Origin of the sequence: Nocardiopsis sp. EMB25 (assembly GCF_026797795.1) — a bacterium.
In the GTDB taxonomy this organism is placed as follows: Bacteria; Actinomycetota; Actinomycetes; order Streptosporangiales; family Streptosporangiaceae; genus Nocardiopsis; species Nocardiopsis lucentensis.
In genome coordinates this window covers 955,040-981,605 of the sequence record NZ_JAMTDN010000001.1, presented here as the reverse complement: position 1 = coordinate 981,605, position 26,566 = coordinate 955,040, and the positions used below count along the sequence as shown (strand labels likewise).

At 71.9% G+C, this 26,566-nt stretch carries 22 protein-coding genes; 9 read left to right on the top strand and 13 right to left on the bottom strand.

Going from position 1 to position 26,566, the window contains the following annotated elements; genetic code table 11:
- Positions 1–85 precede the first annotated feature (85 nt).
- The gene (locus KIK06_RS04270; RefSeq protein ID WP_017597305.1) at positions 86–1,525 is read right to left on the bottom strand and encodes an XRE family transcriptional regulator; all 1,440 of its coding nucleotides are present in this window, start codon (positions 1,523–1,525) and stop codon (positions 86–88) included.
- 220 nt (positions 1,526–1,745) lie between these two features.
- Between KIK06_RS04270 and aceA the strand changes: the two genes are divergently transcribed.
- Complete coding sequence (gene aceA / locus KIK06_RS04265; protein WP_268641980.1) at positions 1,746–3,044, top strand: isocitrate lyase; 1,299 nt, start codon at positions 1,746–1,748, stop codon at positions 3,042–3,044.
- A 173-nt stretch (positions 3,045–3,217) separates the two neighbouring features.
- Positions 3,218–4,039 carry a CPBP family intramembrane glutamic endopeptidase gene (locus KIK06_RS04260; protein WP_442789737.1) on the top strand — a complete coding sequence of 274 codons (822 nt, stop codon included), beginning with the start codon at positions 3,218–3,220 and terminating at the stop codon, positions 4,037–4,039.
- On the opposite strand, the gene KIK06_RS04255 is transcribed toward KIK06_RS04260, so the two are convergent.
- Together KIK06_RS04255 and KIK06_RS04250 are read right to left on the bottom strand one after the other, a co-directional pair.
- The gene (locus tag KIK06_RS04255) at positions 4,036–4,905 is read right to left on the bottom strand and encodes an alpha/beta fold hydrolase (RefSeq protein WP_268641979.1); all 870 of its coding nucleotides are present in this window, start codon (positions 4,903–4,905) and stop codon (positions 4,036–4,038) included. The two genes, KIK06_RS04260 and KIK06_RS04255, sit on opposite strands and share 4 nt — an antisense overlap.
- 69 nt (positions 4,906–4,974) lie before the next feature.
- Positions 4,975–6,258: a CynX/NimT family MFS transporter gene (locus tag KIK06_RS04250; protein WP_268641978.1), complete on the bottom strand. Its 1,284-nt coding sequence runs from the start codon at positions 6,256–6,258 to the stop codon at positions 4,975–4,977.
- A 167-nt stretch (positions 6,259–6,425) separates the two neighbouring features.
- Between KIK06_RS04250 and KIK06_RS04245 the strand changes: the two genes are divergently transcribed.
- On the top strand, positions 6,426–7,127 hold the full coding sequence (locus KIK06_RS04245; RefSeq protein ID WP_017597301.1) for a FadR/GntR family transcriptional regulator: 702 nt from the start codon (positions 6,426–6,428) through the stop codon (positions 7,125–7,127).
- 65 nt (positions 7,128–7,192) lie between these two features.
- Here the strand turns inward: KIK06_RS04245 and KIK06_RS04240 are convergent, their stop codons facing one another.
- Together KIK06_RS04240 and KIK06_RS04235 are read right to left on the bottom strand one after the other, a co-directional pair.
- Positions 7,193–7,960: an RraA family protein gene (locus tag KIK06_RS04240; protein WP_268645844.1), complete on the bottom strand. Its 768-nt coding sequence runs from the start codon at positions 7,958–7,960 to the stop codon at positions 7,193–7,195.
- A 231-nt stretch (positions 7,961–8,191) separates the two neighbouring features.
- Positions 8,192–9,100 (bottom strand): Lrp/AsnC family transcriptional regulator, encoded by a 909-nt coding sequence (locus KIK06_RS04235; RefSeq protein ID WP_026127363.1) that lies wholly within the window; start codon positions 9,098–9,100, stop codon positions 8,192–8,194.
- 496 nt (positions 9,101–9,596) lie between these two features.
- Between KIK06_RS04235 and KIK06_RS04230 the strand changes: the two genes are divergently transcribed.
- Positions 9,597–11,120, top strand: a complete 1,524-nt coding sequence (locus tag KIK06_RS04230) for an LCP family protein (RefSeq protein WP_268641977.1) — start codon at positions 9,597–9,599, stop codon at positions 11,118–11,120.
- Positions 11,121–11,426: 306 nt separating this feature from the next.
- On the top strand, positions 11,427–12,215 hold the full coding sequence (locus KIK06_RS04225) for a hypothetical protein (protein WP_268641976.1): 789 nt from the start codon (positions 11,427–11,429) through the stop codon (positions 12,213–12,215).
- A 122-nt stretch (positions 12,216–12,337) separates the two neighbouring features.
- On the opposite strand, the gene KIK06_RS04220 is transcribed toward KIK06_RS04225, so the two are convergent.
- On the bottom strand, positions 12,338–12,547 hold the full coding sequence (locus tag KIK06_RS04220) for a dodecin (protein ID WP_017597296.1): 210 nt from the start codon (positions 12,545–12,547) through the stop codon (positions 12,338–12,340).
- Positions 12,548–13,097: 550 nt separating this feature from the next.
- Here KIK06_RS04220 and KIK06_RS04215 point away from each other — a divergent pair.
- A complete protein-coding gene (locus tag KIK06_RS04215; protein WP_268641975.1) occupies positions 13,098–13,298 on the top strand; it encodes a hypothetical protein in 201 nt (66 codons plus the stop codon).
- Positions 13,299–13,422: 124 nt separating this feature from the next.
- Here the strand turns inward: KIK06_RS04215 and mobA are convergent, their stop codons facing one another.
- The 5 genes from mobA to moaA form a co-directional block, all read right to left on the bottom strand.
- Positions 13,423–14,025 carry a molybdenum cofactor guanylyltransferase gene (gene mobA, locus KIK06_RS04210; protein ID WP_268641974.1) on the bottom strand — a complete coding sequence of 201 codons (603 nt, stop codon included), beginning with the start codon at positions 14,023–14,025 and terminating at the stop codon, positions 13,423–13,425.
- Positions 14,026–14,082: 57 nt separating this feature from the next.
- Positions 14,083–15,270 (bottom strand): RtcB family protein, encoded by a 1,188-nt coding sequence (locus KIK06_RS04205; protein ID WP_268641973.1) that lies wholly within the window; start codon positions 15,268–15,270, stop codon positions 14,083–14,085.
- Between the two features lie 118 nt (positions 15,271–15,388).
- The gene (locus KIK06_RS04200) at positions 15,389–16,807 is read right to left on the bottom strand and encodes an RtcB family protein (protein WP_268641972.1); all 1,419 of its coding nucleotides are present in this window, start codon (positions 16,805–16,807) and stop codon (positions 15,389–15,391) included.
- Positions 16,808–16,869: 62 nt separating this feature from the next.
- Entirely contained in the window at positions 16,870–17,292 is a 423-nt protein-coding gene (locus KIK06_RS04195; protein WP_268641971.1) for an archease, read from the bottom strand.
- Positions 17,293–17,374: 82 nt separating this feature from the next.
- Positions 17,375–18,382, bottom strand: a complete 1,008-nt coding sequence (moaA, locus tag KIK06_RS04190; RefSeq protein WP_026127359.1) for a GTP 3',8-cyclase MoaA — start codon at positions 18,380–18,382, stop codon at positions 17,375–17,377.
- Positions 18,383–18,730: 348 nt separating this feature from the next.
- On the opposite strand from moaA, the gene KIK06_RS04185 reads away from it, so the two are divergent.
- Positions 18,731–19,564 carry an alpha/beta hydrolase gene (locus KIK06_RS04185; RefSeq protein WP_268641970.1) on the top strand — a complete coding sequence of 278 codons (834 nt, stop codon included), beginning with the start codon at positions 18,731–18,733 and terminating at the stop codon, positions 19,562–19,564.
- A 47-nt stretch (positions 19,565–19,611) separates the two neighbouring features.
- Here the strand turns inward: KIK06_RS04185 and yczR are convergent, their stop codons facing one another.
- Positions 19,612–21,084 (bottom strand): MocR-like transcription factor YczR, encoded by a 1,473-nt coding sequence (gene yczR / locus KIK06_RS04180; RefSeq protein ID WP_268641969.1) that lies wholly within the window; start codon positions 21,082–21,084, stop codon positions 19,612–19,614.
- A gap of 152 nt (positions 21,085–21,236) precedes the next feature.
- Here yczR and yczE point away from each other — a divergent pair, with 152 nt between their 5' ends.
- On the top strand, positions 21,237–21,926 hold the full coding sequence (gene yczE, locus KIK06_RS04175) for a membrane protein YczE (protein ID WP_442789736.1): 690 nt from the start codon (positions 21,237–21,239) through the stop codon (positions 21,924–21,926).
- Between the two features lie 432 nt (positions 21,927–22,358).
- The gene (locus tag KIK06_RS04170; protein ID WP_268645842.1) at positions 22,359–24,164 is read left to right on the top strand and encodes a glycoside hydrolase family 15 protein; all 1,806 of its coding nucleotides are present in this window, start codon (positions 22,359–22,361) and stop codon (positions 24,162–24,164) included.
- Between the two features lie 63 nt (positions 24,165–24,227).
- Here KIK06_RS04170 and KIK06_RS04165 read toward each other — a convergent pair whose 3' ends face one another.
- On the bottom strand, positions 24,228–26,468 hold the full coding sequence (locus tag KIK06_RS04165) for a protein kinase domain-containing protein (protein WP_268641968.1): 2,241 nt from the start codon (positions 26,466–26,468) through the stop codon (positions 24,228–24,230).
- Positions 26,469–26,566 lie beyond the last annotated feature (98 nt).

The following is a 26,566-nucleotide window of genomic DNA, read 5'->3' as shown; positions in this document are numbered from 1 at the left end:
CACAATCGCCCCCGCCGCCCGCACACGCGGGCGGGGCCGGCGCGCGTCCCCCCGCGCACCGGCCCCGCCCGTCGTCAGCGGTCCGTCAGTCTCCGCTGTGCTTCTCCAGGAAGGTGTAGACATCGTGCTCGTCCACACCCGGGAAGGTCCCCGAGGGAAGGGCGGACAGCACGTGGGAGTGGGCGCGCGCCGACGGCCACACGTTGCCCTCCCAGCGGGCGGTCAGGTCGGCGGGCGGCCGCACGCAGCACTCCCCCGTCGGGCAGTTGGACTGGGTGCGGTTGGTGGTCTCGCGGCCGCGGAACCAGCGCGACTCCTTGTAGGGCACGCCGAGGGTGATCGCGAAGTTGCGCTCCCGGCTGGGGTCGACGTGCGCCACGCACCAGTGCGTCCCGTTGGGCTTGTCGGTGTACTGGTAGTAGATCGAGTAGCGGTCCGGTGAGGCGAAGACCTGTCGCCCCGACCACTGACGGCACATGCGCTGGCCCTCGATCGCCCCGGTGTCGTCGGTGGGAAAGACCAGGCCGTCGTTCTCGTAGGCCTTGTAGATGATGCCGGTCTCGTCGTTGCGGATGAAGTGGCAGACCAGGTCCAGGTGCCGGTGGGCGAGGTTGGTGAACCGGTGCGCGGCCATCTCGTAGGAGACGGAGTAGACGTCGCGCAGGTCCTCCACCGACAGGTCGCGGGCCTGCTTGGCCTCCTGGAGGTAGGTGACGGCGGTGGACTCGGGGATGAGGACGGCGGCCGCGAAGTAGTTGGCCTCCACCCGCTGGCGCAGGAAGTCGCCGAAGTCGCGCGGCTGCCCGTGCCCCAGGATCACGTGGCCCAGGGTCTGGAGGAGGATCGTCCGAGGGCTGTGCATGCCCAGCGAGGTCTCGCGCTTGAGGTAGATGCGCCGGTTGACGTGGTCGGTCAGGGAGCGCACCGAGCGGGGCAGGTCCTGCACGTACCGGAGGGTGAAGCCGTGGTGGGTGGCGATCGCGAGGATCTGTCCCTGGGAGAGGGCGCCCGCGCTGTAGTTGACGGCGGCCAGTGTCTCGGCCGCCGCCTTCTCGATGTTCTCGAAGTAGTTGCCGCGCTCGCGCATCTGGCGCCGCAGGTCGGCGTTGGCCCGGCGCGCCTCCTCGGGGGTGGCGGTCGGCTTGGCGCTGCGCCGTTTGAGTTCGTCGTACAGACCCACGATGTGTTCGAGCACGTCGTTGGGGACCCGCTTGCCGACCTTCAGATGGGGGAGGTTGAGCTGCTGGTAGAGGGAGTCGCGCTGGGCCTCCTCGACCGCGATCTCCAGTTGCGCGCGGCGGCTCGGCGGCTGCTTGGACAGAAGTTCCTCGACCGAGACGTTGAGGGCGGAGGCCAGGGACGTGAGGAGGGAGAGCTTGGGCTCGCGTTTGCCGTTCTCCAGCAGGGACAGCTGGGAGGGCGCCCGACCAACACGCTCTCCCAGGTCAGAGAGGGTCAGCCCGCGTGCGCGGCGAAGATGACGGAGCCGCTGGCCGAACGTGACGAGATCCAGGTCACCTGTCAAAGACGGTATTTCTTCAGCACCAAAGTACGCCATGCGTTCATGGTACGGAAAGAATCAAGCTTCTTCGCACGGTTTCGAGTGGAAAACCTGTGGATCTTGCTCAAGAATCATAGTTACCGGCGGGGAACTTACCGCCCAGGGCTCACCCCCGGCGGCCCTGGACGAGCCTCCCTCGACCGGTGCGAACACCTTGGGGACTACACGTAAGGCGGGATCGAACATGGGCACCAGCGCTCGACGACAGGAAGCCAGCGCCGAACTCCAGCGCGACTGGGAGACCAACCCCCGGTGGGCCGGTATCGAGCGCACCTACTCCGCCGACGACGTGGTCAAGCTCCGCGGCTCCGTCCAGGAGGAGCACACCCTGGCCCGCCGCGGCGCCGAGCGCCTCTGGGACCTGCTGCACACCGAGGACTACGTCAACAGCCTCGGCGCCCTCACCGGTAACCAGGCCGTCCAGCAGGTCCGCGCCGGCCTGAAGGCCATCTACCTCTCCGGCTGGCAGGTCGCGGCCGACGCCAACCTCTCCGGCAGCACCTACCCGGACCAGAGCCTCTACCCGGCCAACTCCGTCCCGGCCGTGGTCCGTCGCATCAACAACGCGCTCCTGCGCGCCGACCAGATCACCTGGGCCGAGGGTGACGACAGCGCCCCCGAGTGGCTCGCGCCGATCGTCGCCGACGCCGAGGCCGGTTTCGGTGGCGTCCTCAACGCCTACGAGCTGATGAAGGGCATGATCGCCTCCGGTGCGTCGGGTGTCCACTGGGAGGACCAGCTGGCCTCCGAGAAGAAGTGCGGCCACCTGGGCGGCAAGGTCCTCATCCCGACCAGCCAGCACGTCAAGACGCTGAACTCCGCCCGCCTCGCCGCGGACGTCGCCGGCGTCCCGAGCCTGGTCATCGCCCGGACCGACGCCCAGGCCGCGACCCTGATCACCAGCGACATCGACGAGCGCGACCAGCCCTTCATCACGGGCGAGCGCACCGCCGAGGGCTTCTACCGCTTCCGCAACGGCGTCGAGGCCTGCGTGGCCCGCGGTCTGGCCTACGCCCCGCACTCCGACCTGCTGTGGATGGAGACCGCGACCCCCGACCTGGAGGTCGCCCGCCAGTTCGCCGAGCGCATCAAGGCCGAGTACCCGGACCAGATGCTCGCCTACAACTGCTCCCCGTCCTTCAACTGGAAGCGCCACCTGGACGACGCGACCATCGCGAAGTTCCAGCGCGAGCTGGGCCACATGGGCTACAAGTTCCAGTTCATCACCCTGGCCGGCTTCCACTCGCTGAACTACTCGATGTTCAACCTGGCCAAGGGCTACGCCCAGAACGGCATGACCTCCTACGTCGAGCTCCAGGAGGCCGAGTTCGCGGCCGAGGCCCAGGGCTACACCGCCACCCGCCACCAGCGCGAGGTCGGCACCGGCTACTTCGACGCGATCAGCACGACCATCTCCCCCGAGGCCAGCACCACGGCTCTCACCGGCTCCACCGAGGAAGACCAGTTCTCAGCGGCTCACTGACGCTGGTCTTCGTTCCCCGACGGTCGTCCCTCCCCGCTTTCGTGGCTGGGGCGGGGCGGGACGACCGTCCCCCCTGGCCGTTGGCCATGCGCGGTCCGTGTCACACGCGCATGGCCAACGGCCCTTCGTGTTCCCGTGCCCGGCCACCGTCGCGCGTTTCCTAGAGTCGAGACGTGACTGACGAGACCCGTGACGAGGCCGCACCGGCCCCAAGCGAGACCACCACGGCCGCGGACGCCGTGCTCCCCTCCCCGCGCCTGCTGCGCTGGGAGATCGCGACCGTCCTGGCGCTCTCCCTCGGCGCGGCGGCGGTGTCGGCGACCATCCACTTCGTCGGCGCGCTGACCGCGCCGGAGTCCCTGGCCGAGCAGACCGCGACCCTGGTGCGCCCCCGCGCCGACCAGCGTCCCTGGCTGGATCTGACCTGGCAGCTGTACGCGGTGGTGATCGCGCTCGCACCCGTCCTGCTGGTCGTGCACCTGCTGCACCGCACCGGGGAGGGCGCCCGCACCGTGGGTTTCGACGTGCGCCGCCCCGGCTCCGACCTGGGGCGCGGCGCCGTGCTCGCCGCCCTGATCGGAACCGGCGGACTGGCGGTGTACGTGGTGTCCTGGCGGCTCGGCCTGACGGTCACGATCGACCCGAGCACCCTGGACGGCAACTGGTGGGACACCCTGGTCCTGGTGCTCCAGGCGGCCAAGAACGGCGTGCTGGAGGAGGTGATCGTGGTCGGGTACCTGTTGCACCGGCTGGGCCAGCTGGGCTGGTCACCCTGGCGCGCGATCCTGCTCAGCTCGGTCCTGCGCGCCTTCTACCACCTGTACCAGGGCGTCGGGATGTTCTTCGGCAACCTGGTGATGGGCGCGGTCTTCGGCTGGTTCTACCACCGCTACGGGCGGGTGATGCCGCTGGTGGTCGCGCACACGCTCATCGACGTCGTCGCCTTCGTCGGGTCGGTGTACCTCATCGGTCGCCTGGACTGGCTCCCCGTCTAGGACGCCGCCCGTTCCAACAGGACGGACAGGATCCGCTCGGCGTGCGTCCACAGCACCGCTCCGCCGACTCCGGGGACCACGTGCCGCTCGGCGCCCGGGATACGGGAGGCGAGTGTGGCGCCGTTGTCGGGTGAGTGGACCGTGTCCTGGGCGCCGTACCAGAGGTCGACCGGCGCGGTCACGGCCGCGAGGTCGAAGGGCCACCGCCCCATCGCCAACACGGTGTCGCGGGCGTATCCGTCCCCGCCCCGGGCGAACCCCTCCCCCAGCGCGGCCAGGTAGGCCGCCTCGAACGCGGGGGAACGGTAGACGGCCAGGTCGCTCTCCGGGGCGCCGCCCGCGACCATCGACCACATCGCCTCGGGTCCGAGTCCGCGGAAGAGCTCCTCCGCGCCCCGCCGGTCGGCGGCGACGCGTTCGACCAGGGAACGCAGGTCGTCGGGGAGGACGTCGGCGAAGGCGGGGTGGGCCACCTCATCGGCCGCCGAGACCAGGGCGGCCGGTCCCGTGGCGCCCGCGATCGTGCAGGCCAGCGCGAACGGCGCGCCCTGGGAGTTGCCGACGACCGGCACACACCCCAGTCCGCGGCGCCGTGCGAGGTCGGCGACGTCGTCGGCGAAGTCCGCGAAGGTGCGCCCCGGCGCGGGCGAGGACGCGCCCAGCCCCGGGCGGTCGACGCAGACCAGGCGGACGCCGAGCGCCTCGGCCGCGCCGGCGCCGATCCCCAGCAGCCGGCTCGTGGCGGCCCCGGGGACGAGCAGGACGGGGACGCCGTCCCGCGGCCCCCACTCGGCCCAGGCCAGTGTGCGGCCGTCGGTCAGCACGGTCTCTCCGAGTCGCTCGGGAGCGGTGACGTAGGTATCCATGTAGGTAATTTTGTTGGACTTTGTCTGGATTGTCAGGTTATTTTCGCGGCGTGCGCGTGGCCGGACCGGCTAGGCCGCGGTCCCGACCGACCGGCGACGGTCCCGCTCGGCGATGGCGTCCTCCAGATAGCGGGGACGCCCCAGCAGGAACCCGACGGCCACGTTGACCGCGACCAGGCCCAGCACCAGGGCCAGCGGCGCGCGCCAGTCGCCGGACAACTCGTGCAGCAGACCGAACAGGAACGGCCCGGCCCCCGCCATGAGGTAGCCCAGGCTCTGGCTGGACGCCGACATCGCGGCGGTGCCCTCACCCGTGCGGGTGCGCAGCGCGAAGACGGTCAGGGCGTAGACGAAGCTGCCCATGCCCACGCCGATGAAGGTCGTCCAGACCCACACACCGGACATCGGGGCGATCCACATGCCGCCGATCCCGATGAGGTAGGCGACGGCGAACACGCCGACGAACGGGCGCTGGTCGCGCACACGGGTCAGCAGGGTCGGCAGGATCAGCGACATCGGGACGCCGAGTGTGGCCAGGTAGGACAGGGCCAGCCCGGCGGTCTGGGCGTCCATCCCCTGGTCGCGCAGCATCTGCGCGTACCAGCCGAACATGATGTAGGCCACCGAGGACTGCGTCCCGAAGTACAGCACGCTCTGCCAGCCGATGGCGGTGCCCAGGACCTCGCGCACGCCCAGCACGCGCCCCTTGCGGCCGCCGCGCTGGCCGTGCCGCAGGACGAGCAGCCAAGGCAGGACGGCCACGACCCCGAACACGGCGAAGGAGCCGAGGGCGATCCGCCAGTCCCCCGTGGCCTGCTCCAGCGGAACGGTCGCGGCGGCGGCGAGGGCGGTCCCCGCGGCGAGCGCGGTGGTGTAGACCGTCGTCATCAGACCGACCCGGTGGGGGAAGTGGTACTTGACGAGGGCGGGCAGGATGACATTTCCGATCGCGCCACCGGCCAGTGCGACGACGCTCAGTGCGAGGAAGAGCCAGGGGGCGGGTGCCGCGGCGCGCCCGACGAGGCCGATCACGAGCGCCACCAGCGCGTACACCAGGAGGTGGTGGTCGCCCAGGCGACGGGCCAGGGTCGGGGTGAGACCGCCGAACAGGGCGAAGCACAGGACGGGAAGCGTGGTCAGGACACCCGCGCCCACCGCGGTCATGCCCAGGCCCGCGGTCACCTCGTCGAGCACGGGGCCCACGCTGGTGATCGCGGTGCGCAGGTTGAGGGCGGCCAGTCCGATACCGGCCGCGACCAGCAGGGGGACCGCCCACCGGGAACGCGAAGGAGCGGTCTCCCGTGCCGGGTGACCGCTCGTCGGCGTCTTCAGTGGAGCTGGCGCGGCGCCCATGCGAAGTGCCTCACAAATTCATAGGATGACCCAATGTACTTCATGAGGATAACGCATTGCCGTTCACCGACGATTCCGCGCCCCGACTGGTCTAAGCTCCCGCCTAACCGATCCGAACACGCGCACTCGCCCTGTCATCCGGCGACCCGCCCCTAGGAGGAACAAGCGTGCCCCTCGCCTCGACACGCCGGACCGGCCTCGTGGACCAGGTCATCAGTCAGTTACGAGCCCAGATCGACTCGGGGGAATGGGGCGTCGGCGACCGCATCCCCACCGAGTCCGAACTCTCCGATCAGCTCGAGGTCGGCCGCAACACCGTCCGCGAGGCCGTCCGCGCCCTCGCCCACGCGGGCCTGTTGGAGATCCGCCAGGGCGCCGGGACCTTCGTCCGCGCCTCCAGCGAACTGGGCGGGGCCCTGCGCCGCCGTCTGGAGCGCTCACGGCTGCGCGAGAACCTGGAGGTCCGCCGCGCGCTGGAGGTCGAGGCCGCTCGCCTGGCCGCGCTGCGGCACAGCGACGAGGACATGGCCGACATCGACCGTGCCATGGACCTGCGCGAGGAGGCCTGGCGGGCCCGCGACATGAGCGCGTTCGTGGAGGCGGACTTCACCCTGCACCGGGCGGTGGTCAACGCCACGCACAACACCCTGCTCATCGATCTGTACGACGACATCGCGCAGGTGGTCTACGCGAGCATCGCGCACACCGCCTACGAGCAGAACGAGGAGGCCGGCGGGCAGCCCTCCACGGCGGCCGAGGGCATCGACCACTCCAAGTTGGTCGAGGCGGTCCGGGCGGCCGACGCGACCGCGGCGGCCCGTGAGGCGACCTGCTACATCGACGAACTGCTCTCCCTCGCCGAGGAGTGAGACGGGGTCCGCCCATCCGGCGGACCCCGGGCCCTCACCCGGGTCGCGTGTGCGCTCCGCGGCCGTCAGTCGCCGCCGTAGACGTCGCCCGCGACCCGTCGGGACGCCACGACGCCCGGCCGGAGCGCCGAACGGCCGTCAGCGCCACGCGCGGCCTGGTCGAGACGGGCGGTACGGGAGCGCGCGCGTCCGGCGCCCCGCACGGAGTCGCGGTCGGCCGCGCCCTCCCAACCCGAGACCCGCGAGGGGTCCAGGCCGAGCAGGTCCAGCGTGCTCTCCCCCGCGTGCACGGCGTCGACGATGGCACGGTCGCGGGTGATACCGCTCACGGTGTCGGCGATGATCGCGCTGACCTGGCCGCGCGGCAGGCACACCACCCCGTCGTCGTCGGCGACGATCCAATCACCGCGGCGGACGGGCAGGGGCCCCGGGCCGCCGGCGGCCGACATGCTGATCTGCTGACCGACCGCCCCTCCGGCGTCGTGTCCGGCCTCGCGCACGGCGACCCCGGCCCCGAAGACCGGCAGCTCGCTGTGGGCGATGGCGGCGATGTCGCGCACGCAGCCGTCGAGGACGATGCCCACGACGCCGCGCGTGCGCGCGGCCACCGCGATGATCTCGTCCACATACCCGTACTCGGGCTCGCCCGCCACGTCCACGACCAGGGCGGAGCCGGTCGGGGCCTGGGCGACGGCCACGTGGATGGCCAGGTTGTCCCCCGGGACGCAGCGGACCGGGAAGGCGGTCGCGGCGAACGCCGCCCCCGGCCAGACCGAGAACAGGTGCGTCCCGAACGGGCGGCCTCCATTCCTGGCCAGAGCAGCCGTGCCCACCGCCGTCAACGTCCTCGCAAGCGCCACGTCAGCCTCCCACTACACCCGCGCCTGGTGCGGCCGGCTCGCACCGGCCCGCCTCTATACTCACGGGTAACTTAAGCGTGACGCAAGACATACGCCCCGGAAACACGTAAAAATGTTACCGGCGGTTACATTTGGGCCCGCGCCGAACGCGCACGCCCCGGACCGCGGGCCCGAGGACGTGCGCGCCGGACCTCGGCACAGGGGTCAGACGGGGACCCACCCCGCCGGGCGCTCGCCCCCGCGGCGCTCCTTGCGCACCGACAGGTGGTCCCACGTCTCCGCGTGGGCCACCCCCGGCGCGACCCGGACCCCTTCCAGAGCCTCCACCAACTGCTGGCGGTCGGGCGCGGTGAGCGTTCCCACCACGTCGTAGCGCCCGAACCCGCTGGCCAGGAAGGACACACCGGGCATGTTGGCCAGGGCCGCGCCCACGGCCTCGGCGTCTCCCCGGCACCGCAGGCCGAAGCCGAGCTGTTCGTTGGCCCCCACGGCCGACGGCTCCACGATCGCGGTGACGTGCACCACCCCCGAGTTGAGCAGCCGTACCACGCGGGAGCGGGCCGCCGCCTGCGACAGACCCACCTGGCGGGCCAGATCCGCGTACGAGGCGCGACCGTCCCTGAGCAGCTGGCGCACCAGCCGCCAGTCCAGGGCGTCCAGCTCCACGTCCCTGAGCTCCCGCACGCTGCTGTGGGCGTCCTTGAACACGGCGTTGGCCCGGAAGACCTCCGCCCCGTCCACGCCCGGCAGCGCGCGCAACTCCGCCAGCTCCTTGGTGAGCGCCCCGTCGTCGGCCACCCTCACCTGCGCGACGGCCGGGAAGCGCCCGGCCGAGTGCGCGGCGAAGGTCACGGCCTCACGCTCGTCCAGGGCCTCCATCAACGGACCCACGGGACCGTTCACCCGGAACGAGACGTGGCCGAGGACCTCCATACCGACGACGCCGGCGTGGAGGACACCCACGATCCTGATCGCGCCTGAGTGCACGAGCTGGCGCACTCTGGCGCGCACCGCCGTCCGGGACAGGCCGACCCCGTCGGCCAGCGCCTGGAACGTCGCTCTGCCGTCCCCCTGCAACGCGCGCATCAGCGCCGCGTCAACCGCATCGAGCACGATGGTGCCTTTCATTCCCATGACGTCGCCCTTCCCCCGGACGACGCCCCCTCCTGCGGCCAGATCATCGCAGTTGTCGCGCCGGTTCACTACTGATCGAGAAAGAAATCGACGGTTTCACCCCTTTGATCGGCCCGAAAGCACCACCCAACCCCCCACCGCCGACCTCTCGGTCACATAACAGACTTGTATAGAACATCCCTAATGAGGCGACCGCCGTGCACACAAGTCCGGCAAAGCGCCACACTGAACTCACGGGCGCGTCGCACGCCCGCGCGGAGGACACCGTCCTCACGCACCCGTGCACGGCCCGTGTGACCTGTCCGAAGGCGCGAACACGCCCCCGGGGAAGCGGGGCCGCGCCCTCGTAGGTGTACTGACGGAGGCGTTCGGGCCGATCCCCGGACGCCGCGAGCGCGTCCTCCGCTCGGCGACCGCGGCGGACGCGACCACATGGGGCGGAGGTCTCCGCCCCGCGGCTGGAGAGGAATCGCCGGTGGCAGCCGAAGAAGACCAGCGGGAAGAGGCACCCGCGCGGCCGGGCACGGGGCGGGCCCTGTTGTGGACCGCCGCGTCGCTGCCCCTGCCGGGAGTGGCCCACCTGCGCATGGGACTCCGTCGGGCGGGCCTGGCGGTCCTGGGCACGTACCTGCTCGGCATCGTCGCGCTCGTGGGCTGGTGGGTGTGGATCTCAGCCCACGACACCAGCACCACGGCCATCCTCGCCGGTATGGCCGTCCAGAACAGGTGGCTCGTGGGCGCCATGGCCACGGTGTTCGTGGTGACGGTGCTGTGGCTGTCGATCATCGTGCACTCCTGGGTGATCACCCGGCCCAAGGAGGCCCCGCTCGGTCGGCGGCTGCTCAGCGGAGTCGTCGTCACCGTCCTGTGCCTGACGGTCGCCCTGCCCGCGGCCGTGGCCCTGCACGGCGGGTACACGACGCAGCGCACGCTGTCCTCGGTCTTCGGCGCGCCCCAGCCCGACGACGAGCCGCACGACGCCGCCGATCCCTGGAACGGCGCCGAACGGATCAACGTCCTGCTCATCGGCGCCGACTCCGCGGAGAACCGCTACGGCGCGCGGACCGACTCGATGATGGTCGCCAGCGTGGACATCGAGACCGGTGACACGGTGCTCGTCGGCCTCCCCCGCAACCTGGAGAACGCCCAGTTCCCGCCGGGCACCGCCCTGGCCGAGCGCTACCCCGCCCCGTACGGCTTCGACGACCTGCTCAACGAGGTCTACCAGACGGTCGCCGAGGAGCCGGAGGAGCTGGCGGTCAACCCGCTCGTGGCCGACCCCTCCGCCGACACCCTCAAGACCGTCATCGGCTACAACATCGGCCTGGACGTCAAGTACTACGCCATGGTCGACATGATGGGCTTTCGCGACCTGATCGACGCGGTCGGAGGGATCGAGGTCCTCATCGAGGAGCCGATCCCCTACGGCGTGCACGGCGGGGTGCTGGAGCCCGGCCTGCAGCGTCTCGACGGCCACGAGGCGCTCTGGTACGGGCGTTCCCGGGTCCTCTCCGACGACTACGGCCGGATGGGCCGCCAGGGCTGCATGATCAAGTACGTGGCCGAACAGGTCGACCCGGGGACCATCCTGACCAGCTACCGGCGGCTGGCGGGCGCGACCGAGCGCACGCTGAGCACGGACATCCCCCAGACCAAGGTCCCCGCCTTCATCGAGCTCGCCGACACGGTCACCAGCACCGGGTCGATGAGCACCCTCCAGCTCTCCCCGCCCCAGGTGAACACGGGCAACCCGGACTGGGACGCCGTACGCGACCTGGTCGCGAGCGCCATCGGCGAGCAGTCCGAGGACGACGTGCTCCCCGTCGACCCGTCCCCCTCGGCCTCTCCGTCGACCGAGGACCCCGCCCAGGAGGGGACCGCCCCCGAGGACGACCGGACCGAGTGGCAGGACTACACCGGCCTGGCCGAGCCCTCCCCCGCCGACCCCGGCCGCCAGGTCGGAGCCGACCCGAGCGACCTGGACGCCCTGTGCCCGTGACGCCCGGCCGCGGCTGAGCGCGGCGACCGCGCGGGCCCGTTTCGCGCCACACACGGTTCACGGCCCCCTCTGGCCGCTTCCGGCCGGACGGGGCCTCGTGCGTTCGCGCCCCTGCCCGGTGAGACCATGGATCGGCACTGGTCACACGCGCCGGTCCGCCCTCGGTCAGCTTCATCGGAACGCACGGTTGACGGAATGAGTCGGCAACGGCGGAAATGCGCGCGGCCCCTTCGGGGTTGAGGATCTACCGGTGTCCTTCGCCGGGCCCGGTTCCGGGCCCGGCGCACGAGTGTGGAGGGTGGGGAGATGGCGAACGCATCGCGCTGGTCCTCCGGTCGTTGGAACGGGCTGATCCTCTCCGTGGCGATCCTGGTGGCCCTCACGGCCGTCATCGTCCTGGCCGCGCGCTGGGTGGTGGAGCGCACCGGCGGCCAGGGGGTCTCGGCTCCCTGGGGACCGGAGTGCTCGGCGTGGGTGGGCGAGGAGCGCTTCTCCCTCGACCGGGACCAGGCACGGCGCGCGACCACCGCCGCCGCGGTCGCCGTCCAGGGGGACGACGCCCCCGTCGAGGCACCCGACACCAGTGACATCCCCCCACAGGTACTGGCCGTGTTGGAGGAGGGGCCACCGGGGGACCCCGGACCGTCGCTCACCTGCCGGTCCACCAACGACCAGAGCCTGGAGGTCCAGGAGGAGTTGGAGTCGTCCGGACTCACCGCGCGCGCGGACCACCTCAGGAACGGCATGGAGGAGGTCTTCGCCGGGCTGAGCCTGGGCGGCTTCTTCCCGGGCGGCTACGACACCGGGCACGGCGACGACTCGGCGCACTACGAGGGCCGGGCGATCGACGTCTTCTACCGTCCGGTCAGCGAGGACAACAGGCGCGCGGGATGGGTCATGGCGCACTGGCTGATCGCGCACGCGCCCGACTACGACGTGGCCGTGATCATCTTCGACGACCGGATCTGGAGCACCTTCTACCCGTCCCTGGGCTGGCGCGACTACGAGGCGGACCCCGACAACGAGATCCTGCGCCACCTGGACCACGTGCACGTCGACGTCCAGCGCGGCGCCGACCCCTCCGACGCGGGCTGAGCGGGCCGGGGCGCGGGCCGGGGCCACCCGTTTCCCGAACGCCCCCCGGCGGCGCACCGGAACGGTCCCCGCGCGCTGACGGGTCCCGGACGTGCCGCCCGGGACCCGGCTGAGGTTCCCGCTCAGTCCTCCAGACGGAACCCGACCTTCAGGCCGACCTGGTAGTGCGCGATCACGCCGTCCTCGATGTGGCCGCGGATCTCGGTGACCTCGAACCAGTCAAGGCCCCGCAGCGTGCCCGCGGCCCGGTCGATGCCGTTGCGGATGGCCTGGTCGATCCCCTGCGGCGAGGTTCCGACGATCTCCGTGACGCGATACGTGTGGTGGGACATGAGCGACCCCCTGCGTTGTCCGTTGCCCGGTCGCGCGAACGCGACCCCCCGTGTCCCTGCCTCCCCGTGTTCCCCTTTCGCCACACCGACCGCTCCCCCGTGCCACCGACGGCGATCGGGAACCCGGGCGCGCGGCTTTACCGTTTCCGGGCACGGCCCCCACCCCTTCCTGGTGCGGGATTGACCCCCGACGGCACCGTTCCGGGCACGGATCGACCACATCCTGGTCAAGTGTCAGATTGGTCCTGACCTGGGACTTAAGACCTTCGACTGGCGGGACTCCCCCGAGACAACGTCGTAACTGACTCTTGACGTACCCCGGGGGGCGTCGGTGTACATTGGTTTCTAGCGCTTCGGTCCCCCGTCGGAGCGCGCGGCGATGTTTCGAGCCCCCGTCGGAACATCGTGAGCGACGCCGGGTGGTTTGCCCCCGTAGCCACCCGGCGTCGCCCTTTTCTCCGCCGGTTTGGGCGGCGACGACCGATCGTGACCACGGCTTGACCATGCGAGCCGCGTATCCCGCTGGGGGTCAGAATTGGGTAATCCGGCCGTGGAACCGCGCTGCTCCCGCCGTGACTGCCACGCGGACGCCGTCTGGGCGCTGCTGTGGAACAACCCGAAGCTGCACACCCCCGACCGCCGCAAGGTGTGGACCGCCTGCGACGAGCACCGGGAGTACCTGTCGAACTTCCTCGACATGCGAGGGTTCCTGCGCGAGGTCGTTCCCATGGACGAATACCGGAACCGCTGACCCTCCCGGGCCGGGATCCAGGTCGCCGACGACGGGTTCGGCGGCGGATCCGTCCGCCGGACGGCCGGGCTGCCGCACATGCGGCGAGGCCACCGGGCACGCGATCGGCAGCTGAGCCGGTGGCTCAGGTCTCGGCCGACGTGTCCCGTTCGAGGGCGCGGCGGGCGTGGGCGAGGTCCTCGGGAGTGTCGCAGTCGAACTCGGCGCCGTCGTCGGCGAGGGTGACCGGGCGGGGGTCCAACGGGCCGAGAAGGCGGTACAGGGACCGGCCCCGGTAGTCGGCGAGTGCCGCGCGGACGGCGCCGGTGCGCCACACTCCCGTCAGCCACTGTTCACGGCCCCCCGCGTCCACGTACACGGCTCCGGAGGCCGTCTCGTCGAGTGCCTCGGCGAGTTCGGCCAGGTGGGCGGCGGTCAGGCGCGGCAGGTCGGCGGCCAGCAGCGCGAACCGTTGCGCGCGCACGTGCGCCAGCCCGACGCGCAGGGCGGGCACAGGTCCGGCCCCAGGCGGGTCCTCCCGGACGTAGAGGGCGGGCGGGCTCTCCCGGGGCGGGCCGACCACGATGAGACGGGCGTCCGGGGCGTGGGCGCGGACCGCGTCGGCGACGCGCTCCAGCATCGTGCGCCCGGCGACGGCCAGGCCGGGCTTGTCGGCACCGCCCATGCGCTGGGCGGCGCCTCCGGCGAGGATGACCGCGTCCAGGCCCACTGGTGGTGTGCTGCTCACCCTCCCAGGATGGACCACGCGGGGGCCAACCCGCGTGGGCGGGTCGCCCCGTACCGGTCAGCCCTTGACGCACACCACCTGGCGCAGGTGGTGGACCACCTCGACCAGATCGGTCTGGGCCTCGATCACCGACTCCAGGTCCTTGTAGGCGCCGGGGATCTCGTCCACGACCCCGATGTCCTTGCGGCACTCCACGCCCCTGGTCTGCTCCTCCAGGTCCGCCTTGGTGAACGTCTTGCGTGCCTTGTTCCGGCTCATCCGGCGGCCCGCCCCGTGCGAGGCGGAGTTGAACGAGGCCGGGTTGCCCAGACCGCGCACGATGTAGGTCCCGGTCGCCATGGAACCGGGAATGATCCCGAGATCACCCTTGCCCGCGCGGATGGCGCCCTTGCGGGTGACGAGCACGTCCACGCCGTCGTAGGTCTCCTCCGCGACGTAGTTGTGGTGGCAGGAGATCCACTCGTCGAACCCGGTGCCCGGGATCTGGTCGGCCAGGGTCCGGCACGCCAGGCCCATCATGACGTCGCGGTTGCGCCGCGCGTAGTCCTGGGCCCAGAACAGGTCGCGGCGGTAGTCGGCCATCTCGGGTGTGCGGGCGAGGAACACCGCCAGGTCGCGGTCGACCAGGCCCTGGTTGTGCGCCAGGGACCGTGCCCTGCCGATGTGGTGGTCGGCCAGTTCCTTGCCGATGTTGCGCGACCCGGAGTGCAGGACGAGCCAGACCGCTCCGTCGTCGTCCAGGCACACCTCCAGGAAGTGGTTGCCGCCGCCGAGGGAGCCCATCTGGCGGCGGGCCTTGGTCAGTCTCGGGTGCACGGCCTCGGCGAGGTCGTCGAAGCCGCTCCAGAACCGGTCCCAGCCCGAGCTGCGCAGGCCGGGCACGGTCGCGGGGTCGACCGGTTCGTCGTGGGCGTGGAACCCGACGGGGATCGCCGCCTCCAGGGCCGAGCGCAGTCGGCCCAGGTCGTCGGGGAGCCGCTCGGCGGTCAGGTCCGTGCGCACGGCGGTCATGCCGCAGCCGATGTCCACGCCGACGGCGGCGGGGCTGACGGCGTCGCGCATGGCGATGACGGAGCCGACCGTGGCGCCCTTGCCGTAGTGCACGTCCGGCATCACGGCCAGTCCGTGGATCCAGGGCATCCGGGTGACGTTGCGCAGCTGGTCCATCGCCTGGGCCTCGACCTGGTCCGGGTCGGCCCACATGCGGATGGGAACGCGTTCACCGGCGACCTCGGTGTAGGACATGACAGGCCACCTCCCTTTCCTGATCGGGCCTGTGCGGGGCGAACCGGTGTTCGCCCCGCAACATCCAGCCAGAGTCGGTGCAGGGAGGCAACCGGATTTTCCGCGGAGGCGGCGGGCCTCACCCCTTGACGACGCCCAGGGGCACGAGCCGGGCCACCCTGCGGCACAGGCCCGCGCCGACGCTGGCGTCCACCACGTCGGCGACGTCCTTGTACGCGGACGGCGCCTCCTCGGCCAGCCCCTTCCACGACGTCCCGCGCACCGCGATCCCGTGCTCCTCCAGGTCGTGGCGCAGCGCCTCGCCCCGCACCCTGCGCACGGCCTCGTGGCGGCTCATCACCCGGCCCGCGCCGTGGCAGGTGGAGTGGAACGCCCTCCCCTCGGGGACACCGGCCAGGACGTAGGAGGCGGTCCCCATCGTGCCGGGGATGAGCGTGGGCTGGCCGACGTCGGTCAGGTCGGCGGGCAGGTCGGGGTGGCCGGGCGGCCACGCCCGGGTGGCGCCCTTGCGGTGCACGCACAGTCGGCGCCGCCGCCCGTCGACGACGTGGGTCTCCACCATGGCGAGGTTGTGGGACACGTCGTAGACGAGGTCGAGGCCGCAGCCCGCGTGGGTGGCGAAGGCCCGGCGTGCGGCCTCGCCGAGCAGCTGGCGGTTGACCCGCGCGAAGTTGGTCGCCGCCGCCATCGCCCCGAGGTAGGCGCGCCCCTCCCTCGACTCGACCGGGGCGCAGGCGAGCTGCCGGTCGGGGACCGAGATCCCGTAGCACTCCATCGCCCGTTCCATCACGCGCACCTGGTCGGAGCAGACCTGGTGCCCGAGGCCGCGTGACCCGGTGTGGATCATCACGCAGACCTGGCGCGGCCGCAGCCCGTAGACCCGCGCCGCCCGCGCGTCGTAGACCTCCTCGACCGCCTGGACCTCCAGGAAGTGGTTGCCCGAGCCGAGGCTGCCGACCTGTCCGAGCCCGCGTTCCACCGCCCGGGGGCTGATCCGCCCCGGGTCGGCGTCGGCCATCCGCCCGCCGTCCTCGCACCGCACCAGGTCCCGCTGCACGCCGTGGCCCATGTCCACCGCGTGGCACGCCCCGCCCTCCAGGACGTCGCGGAGCCGCCGGGCGTCGGGCATCGGCCACACGCTGCCGCGCTGCATGCCGCGCGGGACGCTGTGGCCGAGGGCGTCCATGACCGCGCCGAGCCTCGGTTCGAGCGCCTCCCGGTCGAGGTCCGCTGCGAGGAGTCGAACGCCGCAGGAGATGTCGAACCCCACCCCGCCCGGCGAGACCACTCCGGCCTCGTCCACGTCGGTGGCGGCGACGCCGCCGATGGGGAAACCGTAGCCCCAGTGCATGTCCGGCATCGCGTAGGAGGCCGCCACGATGCCCGGCAGGGTCGCCACGTTGGCCACCTGGCGCAGTGACTCGTCCGCCGCGGGGTCGGGCAGCAGCCGTCGCGACGCGAACACGATGCCCGGTACCCGCATCCCTCCCTCTCGTTCGACACGGAACCGGTACGGAGTCTCTTCGGTGATGCGCATGGCGCGCTCCCGGATACGTCAAGGGACCACTGCTCGTGGTCGGGCCCCTCCCGGGCCCGATCTCAGACGTCGATCGTCACGGTGCACCACCATCCCTCCGGGCCGCGTTCACAGCGCAGCCGGTGCAGGGAGACGGCCTTGGGGACCGCGCCGACGGGTTCGAGCGCGTCGGCGTCGACCATCGAGAACCGCGCACGGAGCCCGGTGGGCGTGGCCAGCACCTCGGTCGCGGCCGGGAGCAGCCCCCTGGTCTCCAGGAGGTAGACGACCTCGTCGATCACCGCAGCGAGGAGGTCGGCGTCGGTCGCGCCCTCCAGGTCGCGTTCGACGGTCGTCGTCGCGGGCGGCGGCCCGGTTCCGACGACGCTCTCCACCACTCCGGCGACGGCGTGCGCGACACACCGCTCCCGGGTCGGCGCCCACGCCCGCACCGTCAGGTCCGCGGTGTGGGCGGTGGTCCGGTGACCGGCGTCCGTTCTCGGCATGGCCACGGCTTCCTGGTCCGCTGCGGTCGTGCTCCTCCCCTTCCACTGTCGTGCCCGTTCGGACGGGGTGGCTACCGGGCCGTCAGCCGCCGATCGCCGACATCGGGCGGGCCGGTTGGAGGAAGGAGGGGTCGTTGATGCCGTGGCCGGGGAGCTTGGTGGCCACGGCCGCCCGCCAGCTGTCGGCGATCTCCTCGTCGGTCGCGCCGCCGCGCAGCAGGGCGCGCAGGTCGGACTCCTCCCGGGCGAACAGGCAGTTGCGGATCTGACCGTCGGCGGTGAGGCGCACGCGGTCGCACGCACCGCAGAAGGGCCGGGTCACGGAGCCGATCACGCCGACGGTGGCCGGCTCCCCGTTGGGGAAGCGGGCGCCACGCACGTGGAAGAGTTCGGCGGGGGCGCTGCCGCGCGTCTCGGCGTCGGCGGCCTCCAGGGTGAAGTCGGCCTCCAGGCGGGCGAGGATCTCGTCGGCGGTGACCATGGTGTCGCGGCGCCAGCCGTGCTGGGCGTCCAACGGCATCTGTTCGATGAACCGCAGCTCGTAGCCGTGCTCGACGCAGTAGCGGAGGAGGTCGGGTGCCTCGTCGTCGTTGATGTCGCGCATGAGCACCGCGTTGACCTTGACGGGGGTCAGCCCGGCCTCGGCCGCGCCGGCCATGCCGTCGAGGACGTCCTGGAGGCGGCGCCTGCGGGCGAGCTGCTCGAAGCGGTCGTGGCGCAGGGTGTCGAGGGAGACGTTGACGCGGTCCAGCCCCGCCTCGGCCAGGGCGGGGGCCATGCGGGCCAGTCCGATGCCGTTGGTGGTGAGGGCGGTCTGCGGTCGGGGGGTGAGGGCGGTGGTCCCCGCGACGAGGCCGGGCAGGCCGCGGCGCAGGAGGGGTTCACCACCGGTGAAGCGGACCTCGGTGATGCCGAGGCGGGTGGTTCCGACGCGGATCAGGCGCAGGAGCTCGTCGTCGGTGAGCAGTTCCGGCTTGGGCAGCCATTCCAAGCCCTCAGGCGGCATGCAGTAGGTGCACCTGAGGTTGCAGCGGTCGGTGAGCGACACGCGTAGGTCGGTCGCCACTCGTCCGTAGGAGTCGGCCAGCACGAGCGTCACCCTCTCCAGTCTGAGTTACCGGACGGGTTGGGCTCGGATAGACCCGCCCGAGGGATACCCACTGGTTAGCGTAGAAGATCACCTTTTATGTGGAGTAGATAACATCGCACCTTATGCCGTATTTCGTTCCCCCCTACGAACGAAGGCCCTCCCGCCTGGGGCGCGACTACGAACGGACGCGTCGATCGTTACACGCCTGATGCCCGTGGTGTGGCGGTGTCCCCTCGGCTCACTCAGGCCACGGGAGTCAACGACAGTCCTCCCCTGCGTGCGTGCCAGGACCGCGCCGCCATAGGGTGTTCCTCCCAGAGATCGTCGCAGACGAGGAGGCGAAGCGCCGTGATCACCACACGCGAGTGGGCCCTGGCGGGCGGACCCGACGGGTCGGGGAAGCTGGCGGCACGGGCGTGGGCGCCCGCCGAGGGCGAACCGACGTGGTTGGCGGTACTGGTCCACGGCTACGGCGAACACCTCGGGCGCTACGAGAGGGTCGCGGAGGACCTGGTCGCGGCGGGCGCGGTCGTCTACGGCGCCGACCACCGGGGGCACGGCCGCTCCTCGGGCGAGCGGGTGCTCATCGACGACTTCGCCGGAGTGGTGGAGGACGTCCACCGTGTCATCACCCAGGCGCGCACCGCCTACCGCTCGCTCCCGCTGGTCCTCATCGGACACTCGATGGGCGGCCTCATCGCCGCCCGCTACGCCCAGACCCACCCCGAGGTGCCGCGCGCTCTGGTCGTGTCCTCACCCGTCCTCGGGCGCTGGGAGGTGCTGGAGGCGCTGCGTGACCTGGAGGAGATCCCGGACGTGCCCATCGACCCCGCCGTGCTCTCCCGCGACCCCGACGTCGGCGCCGCCTACGCCGCCGACGCACTCGTCTGGCACGGTCCCTTCAAGCGGCCCACGATCCAGGCGATGCTCACCGAACTCGACCGGATCGAGGCGGCGGGCTGTGTGGGGGACCTGCCGCTGCTGTGGCTGCACGGCTCCGACGACGCCCTGGTTCCGCTCGCCGGCAGCAAGCGGGGCGTCGACGTCCTCGCGGGCTCGGACGTGACCGTCCGGATCTTCCCCGAGGCCCGGCACGAGCTGTTCAACGAGACCAACCGGGACGAGGTGCTGGCCGAGGTGGTCCGCTTCGCCCGACGGTTCACCGACGGCTCCCCGGGCTGACGCCGGGGACCGGAGGAGGGCGGACCACGGCGCCCCGGGGCCGTTCCTCAGACGAAGAGCTGGCCGCGCGGTTGGACCGGGTGCGCGAGGGTGTCCGCGTAGGCGGCGGCCAACCGGTCCACCGCGTCGGACAGCACGTCCGGCGGCTGGGCGTAGGCCAGGCGCACGTACCGCTCCAGGGTTCCGTCGACACCGAACACCGGTCCCGCCGCCGGGTGCACGCCGTGCCGGGTCGAGGCCACCGCGAGGGCACCGGCGACCGGGTGGGGCAGCGTGGCCCACAGCACCAGGCCGCCTCCGGGCACGCTGGGCCGCCAGTCCGGCAGACGCTCGCGCAGCGCGTGCACCAGGGCGTCGCGGTTGCGCCGCAGCTGACGGCTGCGTTCGGCGCGGATCCGCATCACGTCGGCCAGCAGGTGCGTGACGGTGAGCTGGTCGAGCACCGCCCCGGCGAGGTCGAACCGCTGGCGCGCGGACATCAGCCGTGCCACCATCGGCGGCGTGGCGCGGATCCAGCCCACGCGCAGCCCTCCCCACAGGAGCTTGGCCACCGAGCCGACGGTCAGCACCCGTCCGTCGGTGTCGTGGGCGGCCACCGGAACGGGCAGGTCACCGGAGTCGATGGCCAGTTCCGCGACGGTCTCGTCGATGATCAGGTGGGTGTCCGCCCTGCGCGCCTCGCGGACGAGCACGCGGCGTTCCTCGTCGTCCATCAGCGCGCCGGTGGGGTTCTGAAAGTCGGGGATGAGGTAGGCCAGTCCCGGTTTCCACTGGCGGAAGGCGTCGGACAGGTACTCCATGTCCCACCCCTGGGGGGTGACGCCGACGGTCCGGATGCGGGCGCCCGCCCTGCGGATCGCGTCCACCGCGTGCGGGTAGGTGGGCGACTCGACCAGGACCTCGTCGCCGGGCTGGGCCAGCAGGTCCAACAGGAGGGCGATGCCCTGTTGGGAACCGTTGGTGACGAAGATCTGCTCGGGGGTGGTGGGCAGACCGCGCTCGACGTAGCGGCGGGCGATCGCGTGCCGCAGTTCCGGAAGGCCGTAGGGGTAGTAGCCGAGCCCGCCCACGTGCGCGGCGAGTTGCTCGGCTGCCTGGAACGAGGCGGCGCGCAGACCCTCCACGGCGGGCGGGGCGGCCACGCCGAGGTCGATGTGCTCGGCGACCGGGGCGAACGGTGACAGCTCGCTGGTGCCGGTGTCGGGCAGGACGGTCCAGCTGCCCGCGCCCTGACGGCTGTCCAGGAAGCGGTTGTCGCGCAGCCAGGCGTAGGCGGCGGTGACGGTGTTGCGGCTGACGCCGAGGGCGGCGGCCAGGTCGCGCTCGGCGGGCAGGCGGGTGTTGGTGGGGACGCGGCCGTCCAGGACCAGTCCGCTGACGGACCGGGCGATGGCCAGGTAGTAGGGGCGTTCGACGGGCGCCTCCCCGATGAGGCGGGCCAGCAGACGGCCGTTGATCCGCCGACCGCCGCCCCTGGTGGGGGTCCGCTCCGTCCCGCGGTGACCACTCTGCCGCACCATGCTTCCCCCAGCCATCCCCGTCTCGGGCCAGTTGTCCCGATTGGCGCTTCAACACGGGCGCCACTTTGGCCACCATATCGGTGTGGCACCGTTCATGGCCCCATCCAACGGTCCACCACTCCCCCGTCATCGACCGGAGTCAGGAGACCCGCGTGGCCGATCGTCCCCACCCCTTCGACCAGGGACCACCACCCGCCAAGGCGCGGGACCGGCTCGCCCGGATCGTGCCCCGACCGCGGGCACGGCGCCTGGTCCAGCTCTACCTCGGCTTGGCGCTGTACGGGCTCAGCGGCGCCCTGCTGGTCCGGGCCGAACTGGGCGCGATGCCCTGGGACGTGCTGCACCAGGGGTTGGCCCGGCGGACGGGGCTGTCGATCGGCACGTGGAGCGTGCTCGTCGGCGCGGCGCTGATGCTGCTGTGGATTCCGCTGCGGCAGCGTCCCGGTCTGGGGACCCTGAGCAACGTGGTCGTCGTCGGCACGACGGTGGATCTGTTCCTGTGGCTGCTCCCCTCCCCCGGCTCCCTGCCCCTTCGGGTGGGAGCGCTGCTCCTGGGCGTGCTGGTGTGCGGTGTGGCCACCGGGTGCTACATCGGCGCCCGCCTCGGCCCGGGCCCGCGTGACGGTCTGATGACCGGACTCGCCGAACGCGGGTGGTCGGTGCGGCTGGCTCGGACGGCGATCGAGGTGGTGGTGGTGATCACCGGCACCCTGCTCGGCGGAACGCTGGGGGTGGGAACGGTCGTGTACGCTCTGGCGATCGGTCCGCTGGCCCAGGCGTTCCTGCCGGTGATGCGTGTACCGGACCGAGAGCCGTCGGTTCAGGCGCCACCTCACCGTTAGCCCGACCGTCATTCGCGATTGATCACCGCGTCATAACTTCTGTAGTCGAAAACTCCGCAATTCGCTACATAACACCCTGCTCGCTCAAATGCACGTGCAATTGCGGGTAGCGCGCACCCCAGGAAGAGGGGAAGATGGGGACCGCGGTGAACGACAGGAAGACGGGTTCGGCCCCTTCCTTCGGTCCGCCTCTTTAGCCTGCCCTCACCTGGGCACATAACCGGGTATACGGGAGGCAAGCAAGGGCCGGGGAGGTGAGCCGATGACTCGGACGGCGCCCCTTCCCGGCCCTGGACCACGTCCGGTGCCGGGGCGGGCCGGAGACCCCCGACGGGGCGCGTACACGGATGTGCGTGGTGCGACCGCGAAGGAGCGGCGCGCCCCCGTCCCCACACGGGTTCTCGCGCCAACCGCACAAACCATGACGACGTGTTGGGGGTGAGCCGCGTGCCCGGCTGGATTGAGGACTACGCACTGATCGGCGACATGCAGACCGCCGCGCTGGTCGGGCGGGACGGCTCCATCGACTGGGCGTGTCTGCCGGACTTCGACTCCTCCGCCTGTTTCGCCGCCCTCCTGGGCGACGACCAGAACGGCAGCTGGGCACTCCGGCCCGTCGACGGCGAACCCAACGCCACCCGGCGCCGCTACCGGGGGGAGACGCTGATCCTGGAGTCGGAGTGGGACACCGACACCGGGAGCGTGCGGGTCATCGACTTCATGCCGCCGCGCGGCGGAGCACCGCACATCGTGCGCATCGTCGAGGGGATCAGCGGATCGGTCCGGATGGAGACCACCATGCGGATCCGGTTCGACTACGGCCACGTGGTGCCGTGGATGCACCGCGCCGGAACCGAACTGGTCGCCATCGCCGGACCCGACGCCATCTGGCTGAGCGCACCCGTCGCCCTCCAGGGCCACAACTTCACGCACGACGCGTCCTTCACCGTCACCGCGGGTCAGCGCGTGCCCTTCGTGATGACCTGGCACCCCTCGCAGGTGGAGGAGTCCGACCACCTGGACGCGGAGAAGGCGCTGTCGCGGACCGAGCGGTTCTGGGACAAGTGGGTCGACCAGTGCACCTACGACGGCCCCTACCGCGAGGCGGTCGTGCGCTCCCTCATCGTGCTCAAGGCCCTCACCTACCGGCCCACGGGCGGCATCGTGGCCGCGCCCACCACCTCGCTGCCCGAGGAGATCGGCGGGGTCCGCAACTGGGACTACCGGTACTGCTGGCTGCGGGACGCGACCATCACCCTGGAGGCGCTGATCCGCTCCGGGTACAAGGAGGAGGCCTTCGCCTGGCGCGAGTGGCTGGTCCGGGCCGTCGCCGGTGAACCGCAGCTCATGCAGATCATGTACGGCATCCGCGGAGAGCGGCGGCTGACCGAGTGGGAGGCCGACTGGCTGCCGGGGTACGAGGCCTCGCGGCCGGTGCGGATCGGCAACGCCGCGGTCGGCCAGTACCAGCTCGACGTGTACGGCGAGGTCATGGACGTGCTGCACCTGGCCCGCCGGTCCAACATCCGCGGCGGTGACTACCTGTGGGGGCTCCAGCGCTCCCTGGTGAACTACCTGGAGTGGTGCTGGGACGAGCCCGACGAGGGCCTGTGGGAGGTGCGCGGCCCGCGCCAGCACTTCGTCCACTCCAAGGTCATGGCCTGGGTGGCGGCCGACCGCGCGGTGCGCAGCATCGAGGAGTTCGGCAAGGAGGGCCCCATCGAACGGTGGCGGTCCCTGCGCGACACCATCCACGCCGAGGTGTGCGAGTACGGCTACGATCCGCACCGCAACACCTTCACCCAGTACTACGGCAGCAAGGAGCTGGACGCGGCGCTCCTGCTCATCCCCGAGGTGGGCTTCCTGCCCTACGACGACCCGCGCGTGGTCGGCACCATCGAGGCGATCCGCAAGGACCTCATGGTCGACGGTTTCGTGCTGCGGTACCGCACCGACCTGGAGACCTCCGCCGACAAGCTGCCCGGTGACGAGGGCGCCTTCCTGGCGTGCAGCTTCTGGATGGCCAACGCCCTGTTGTCCATCGGCCGCCAGGAGGAGGCCAAGGAGCTGTTCGAACGGCTGCTGTCGCTGCGCAACGACCTGGGGCTGCTCGCCGAGGAGTGGGACCCCAACGCCGGGCGCCAGGTCGGCAACTTCCCGCAGGCGTTCAGCCACGTGCCGCTGGTGACCACCGCGCTCAACCTCGCCGACCGCCAGGGCGGCTGGCGCGCGGAGTAGGCCCGGACCGACGCCCGTCCCACCGTCCCCGGGCGGCGACGCTCGGGGACGGCGCGCCTGCGGTCAGCTGGTCAGCGCGGGCTCCGCCCAGACCGGGTAGATACCGTCGTCGCTGGACTCGACCTCCAACCGGAGGCGCAGCACGTCGGTGACGTCGACGTCGAGGTCGATCGTCTCCCCCAACCGGACGGTCTCGGAGATGAGCGACTCGTCGTCGGCGTAGACGGTGAAGGTCACGGTCTCGGAGGCGCTGGAGGTGTCGTCCACGCCGATGGTCGTGGTGAACGACGTGTAGGCGCGGCTGAGGTTGTAGTCCACCCATCCATTGCAGTCGGCGTAGTCGCCCCCGCACACCTCCGGGGAGACGAGCGCACGACTGTACACCCGCGCGTTCATCTCGGCGCGACCCACGTCGTGAGTCCACCTGCCGTCCTGGTCGACCGGATCGAGCTGGGTGAGCAGGGTGGTTCCCGGCTCCGTGTCGTCGGGGGCGCCCGACTCCGCGGGAGAGGGGTCGGCGGTCATGTCGGTGCCGGGGCCCGCCGTCGGCTCGTCGCCTGCCTCCGCGGGGTCGGCCGCGGTCGGCTCGGCCGGGGCCGTCGTGTCCTCGGAAGGCTCGTCGAGAGCCTGGTCGGCCGCGCTCCCGGTGCCGTCGGCGGCGACGACGGGGACGACGCGGTCCATCACCCAGTAGGTCCCCGCCGCTCCCCCGACGAGGCACACCACGCCGAAGATGGCGAACCCCACGAACAGGGGCTTACGCGACCTGCGCTTGGGCGGGACCCCGGCCTCGGCGGCCGCGGCGACCGGCTGGGAGAAGGCGCCGGTCGGCGGCGGGGCGGCGGGGCCGCTCCACACGGGCTGGGGGCCGGTCATCGCGGGGCCGTGGTGGGTCGGGCCGCCCGGGGCCCGGCCCGGAGGGGGCGGCACGGGACGCGACGGCTGGGGACCGGAGACCGGACGCGACTGGGGCGGCATCGGACCCCCGGGAGGCGGTCCGGCCGGGTGCCCGGGGTGGGCCGCGGGGCCGGAGGGTGTACCACCGACCGGACCACCCGTGGGAGCGGGCGGCGCGGCGGCGACCGGCCCCGAGGCGGCGGGGTCCTGCTCCGCCTGCGGTCGCCCGCGCATCCCGCCGACGGGGCGCGGGGCCATGTCCGAAGCGCCGGACGGCGTCTCGGCCCGGGTGTCGGGAGCGGGCGGTTCGGCGCCGGGCCGGTCCGCCACGGGGCCGCTCTCGGGCGGCGGACCGGAGACGCGTTCCCCGCTGGGCGGGGCCGCCGCGGGCACGGCGGGCTCCGGCGGCGCCTCCCCGCCCTCCGGACCGGCGGGCTCGGCCGGGGCCTCCGCCACCGCCGCCGCGAACACGGCGTCACCGGGCTCGGCGACCGGTCCCGTCCAGGGCACGGAGGTGGCCAGGGAGCGCAGGGCGCGGATCCAGTCCGAGGCCTCGGGCCGCTCCCCCGGTTCGGCGGAGAACATGGACATGACGAGCACGCGCTGGCGCTCCCCGGCCGCGGCGACCAGTGGCAACGCGCCGAAGCGGTCGCGCAGCTGCTCCGGCGAGGGCGGCGGGTCCTCCCCGGTGAGGGCGAAGAACGCGATGGCGCCGAACGCGTACCGGTCGGTGGCCGCCGAGTACTCGCCGTTGAAGATCTCCGGGGCGGCGTAGCCGGGCGTGAACCAGGGCCGCGCGGTCATGTGGCGGGCCGCGATCCGGCTCAGGCCGAAGTCGACCAGGGTGGCCTGGCCCTCGTCGCTGATCATGATGTTGCCCGGGGACAGGTCTCCGTGCACGACCACGCGCTTGGAGGGGGTGGCGCGCCCCGAGTGCAGCACGTCGAGCACCAGGGCGATCTGCTCCAGGTAGCGCAGTACCTCGCGCTGCCCGCGCGGCCCCTCGACGGCGTGCTCCGCCCGCCAGTCGCGCAGGTCGACGCCCTCCACGTAGTTCATCACCAGGTACAGGGCCCGGTCGGTGGACTCGGCGGCGCCGTCGGCGGGGTGCTCGGGGGCGCCCTCGAAGTGCTCGCGCACGCCCACCACGCCCAGGCGGTTGATGAAGCGCAGGAGTTCGGCCTGTTCACCCCACTTGGCGCTCAGTTCGGCGAACTGCTCCTCGTTCGCCGTGACCTCGGAGTTGAGGACCTTGACCACGACGGGCTCCGTCTGCCCCGCGAGGGTGACCTCCGCCAGGTAGAGCGTGGCTTCCCCGCCACGCCCCACCGATCGGACCAGGCGATACTTGTCCGGCTGTGAGTCAGGACCAACGTAGAGATTGAGGCTCACTACTCCGCCACTCATTCCACACGGGGGGTACGGGGGATTCGGGATGCCCACAGGCACGGGGACCACAGTAACGTGGACCGCCGAACACTCATGCCCTGTGCGCCGTCCCGGAC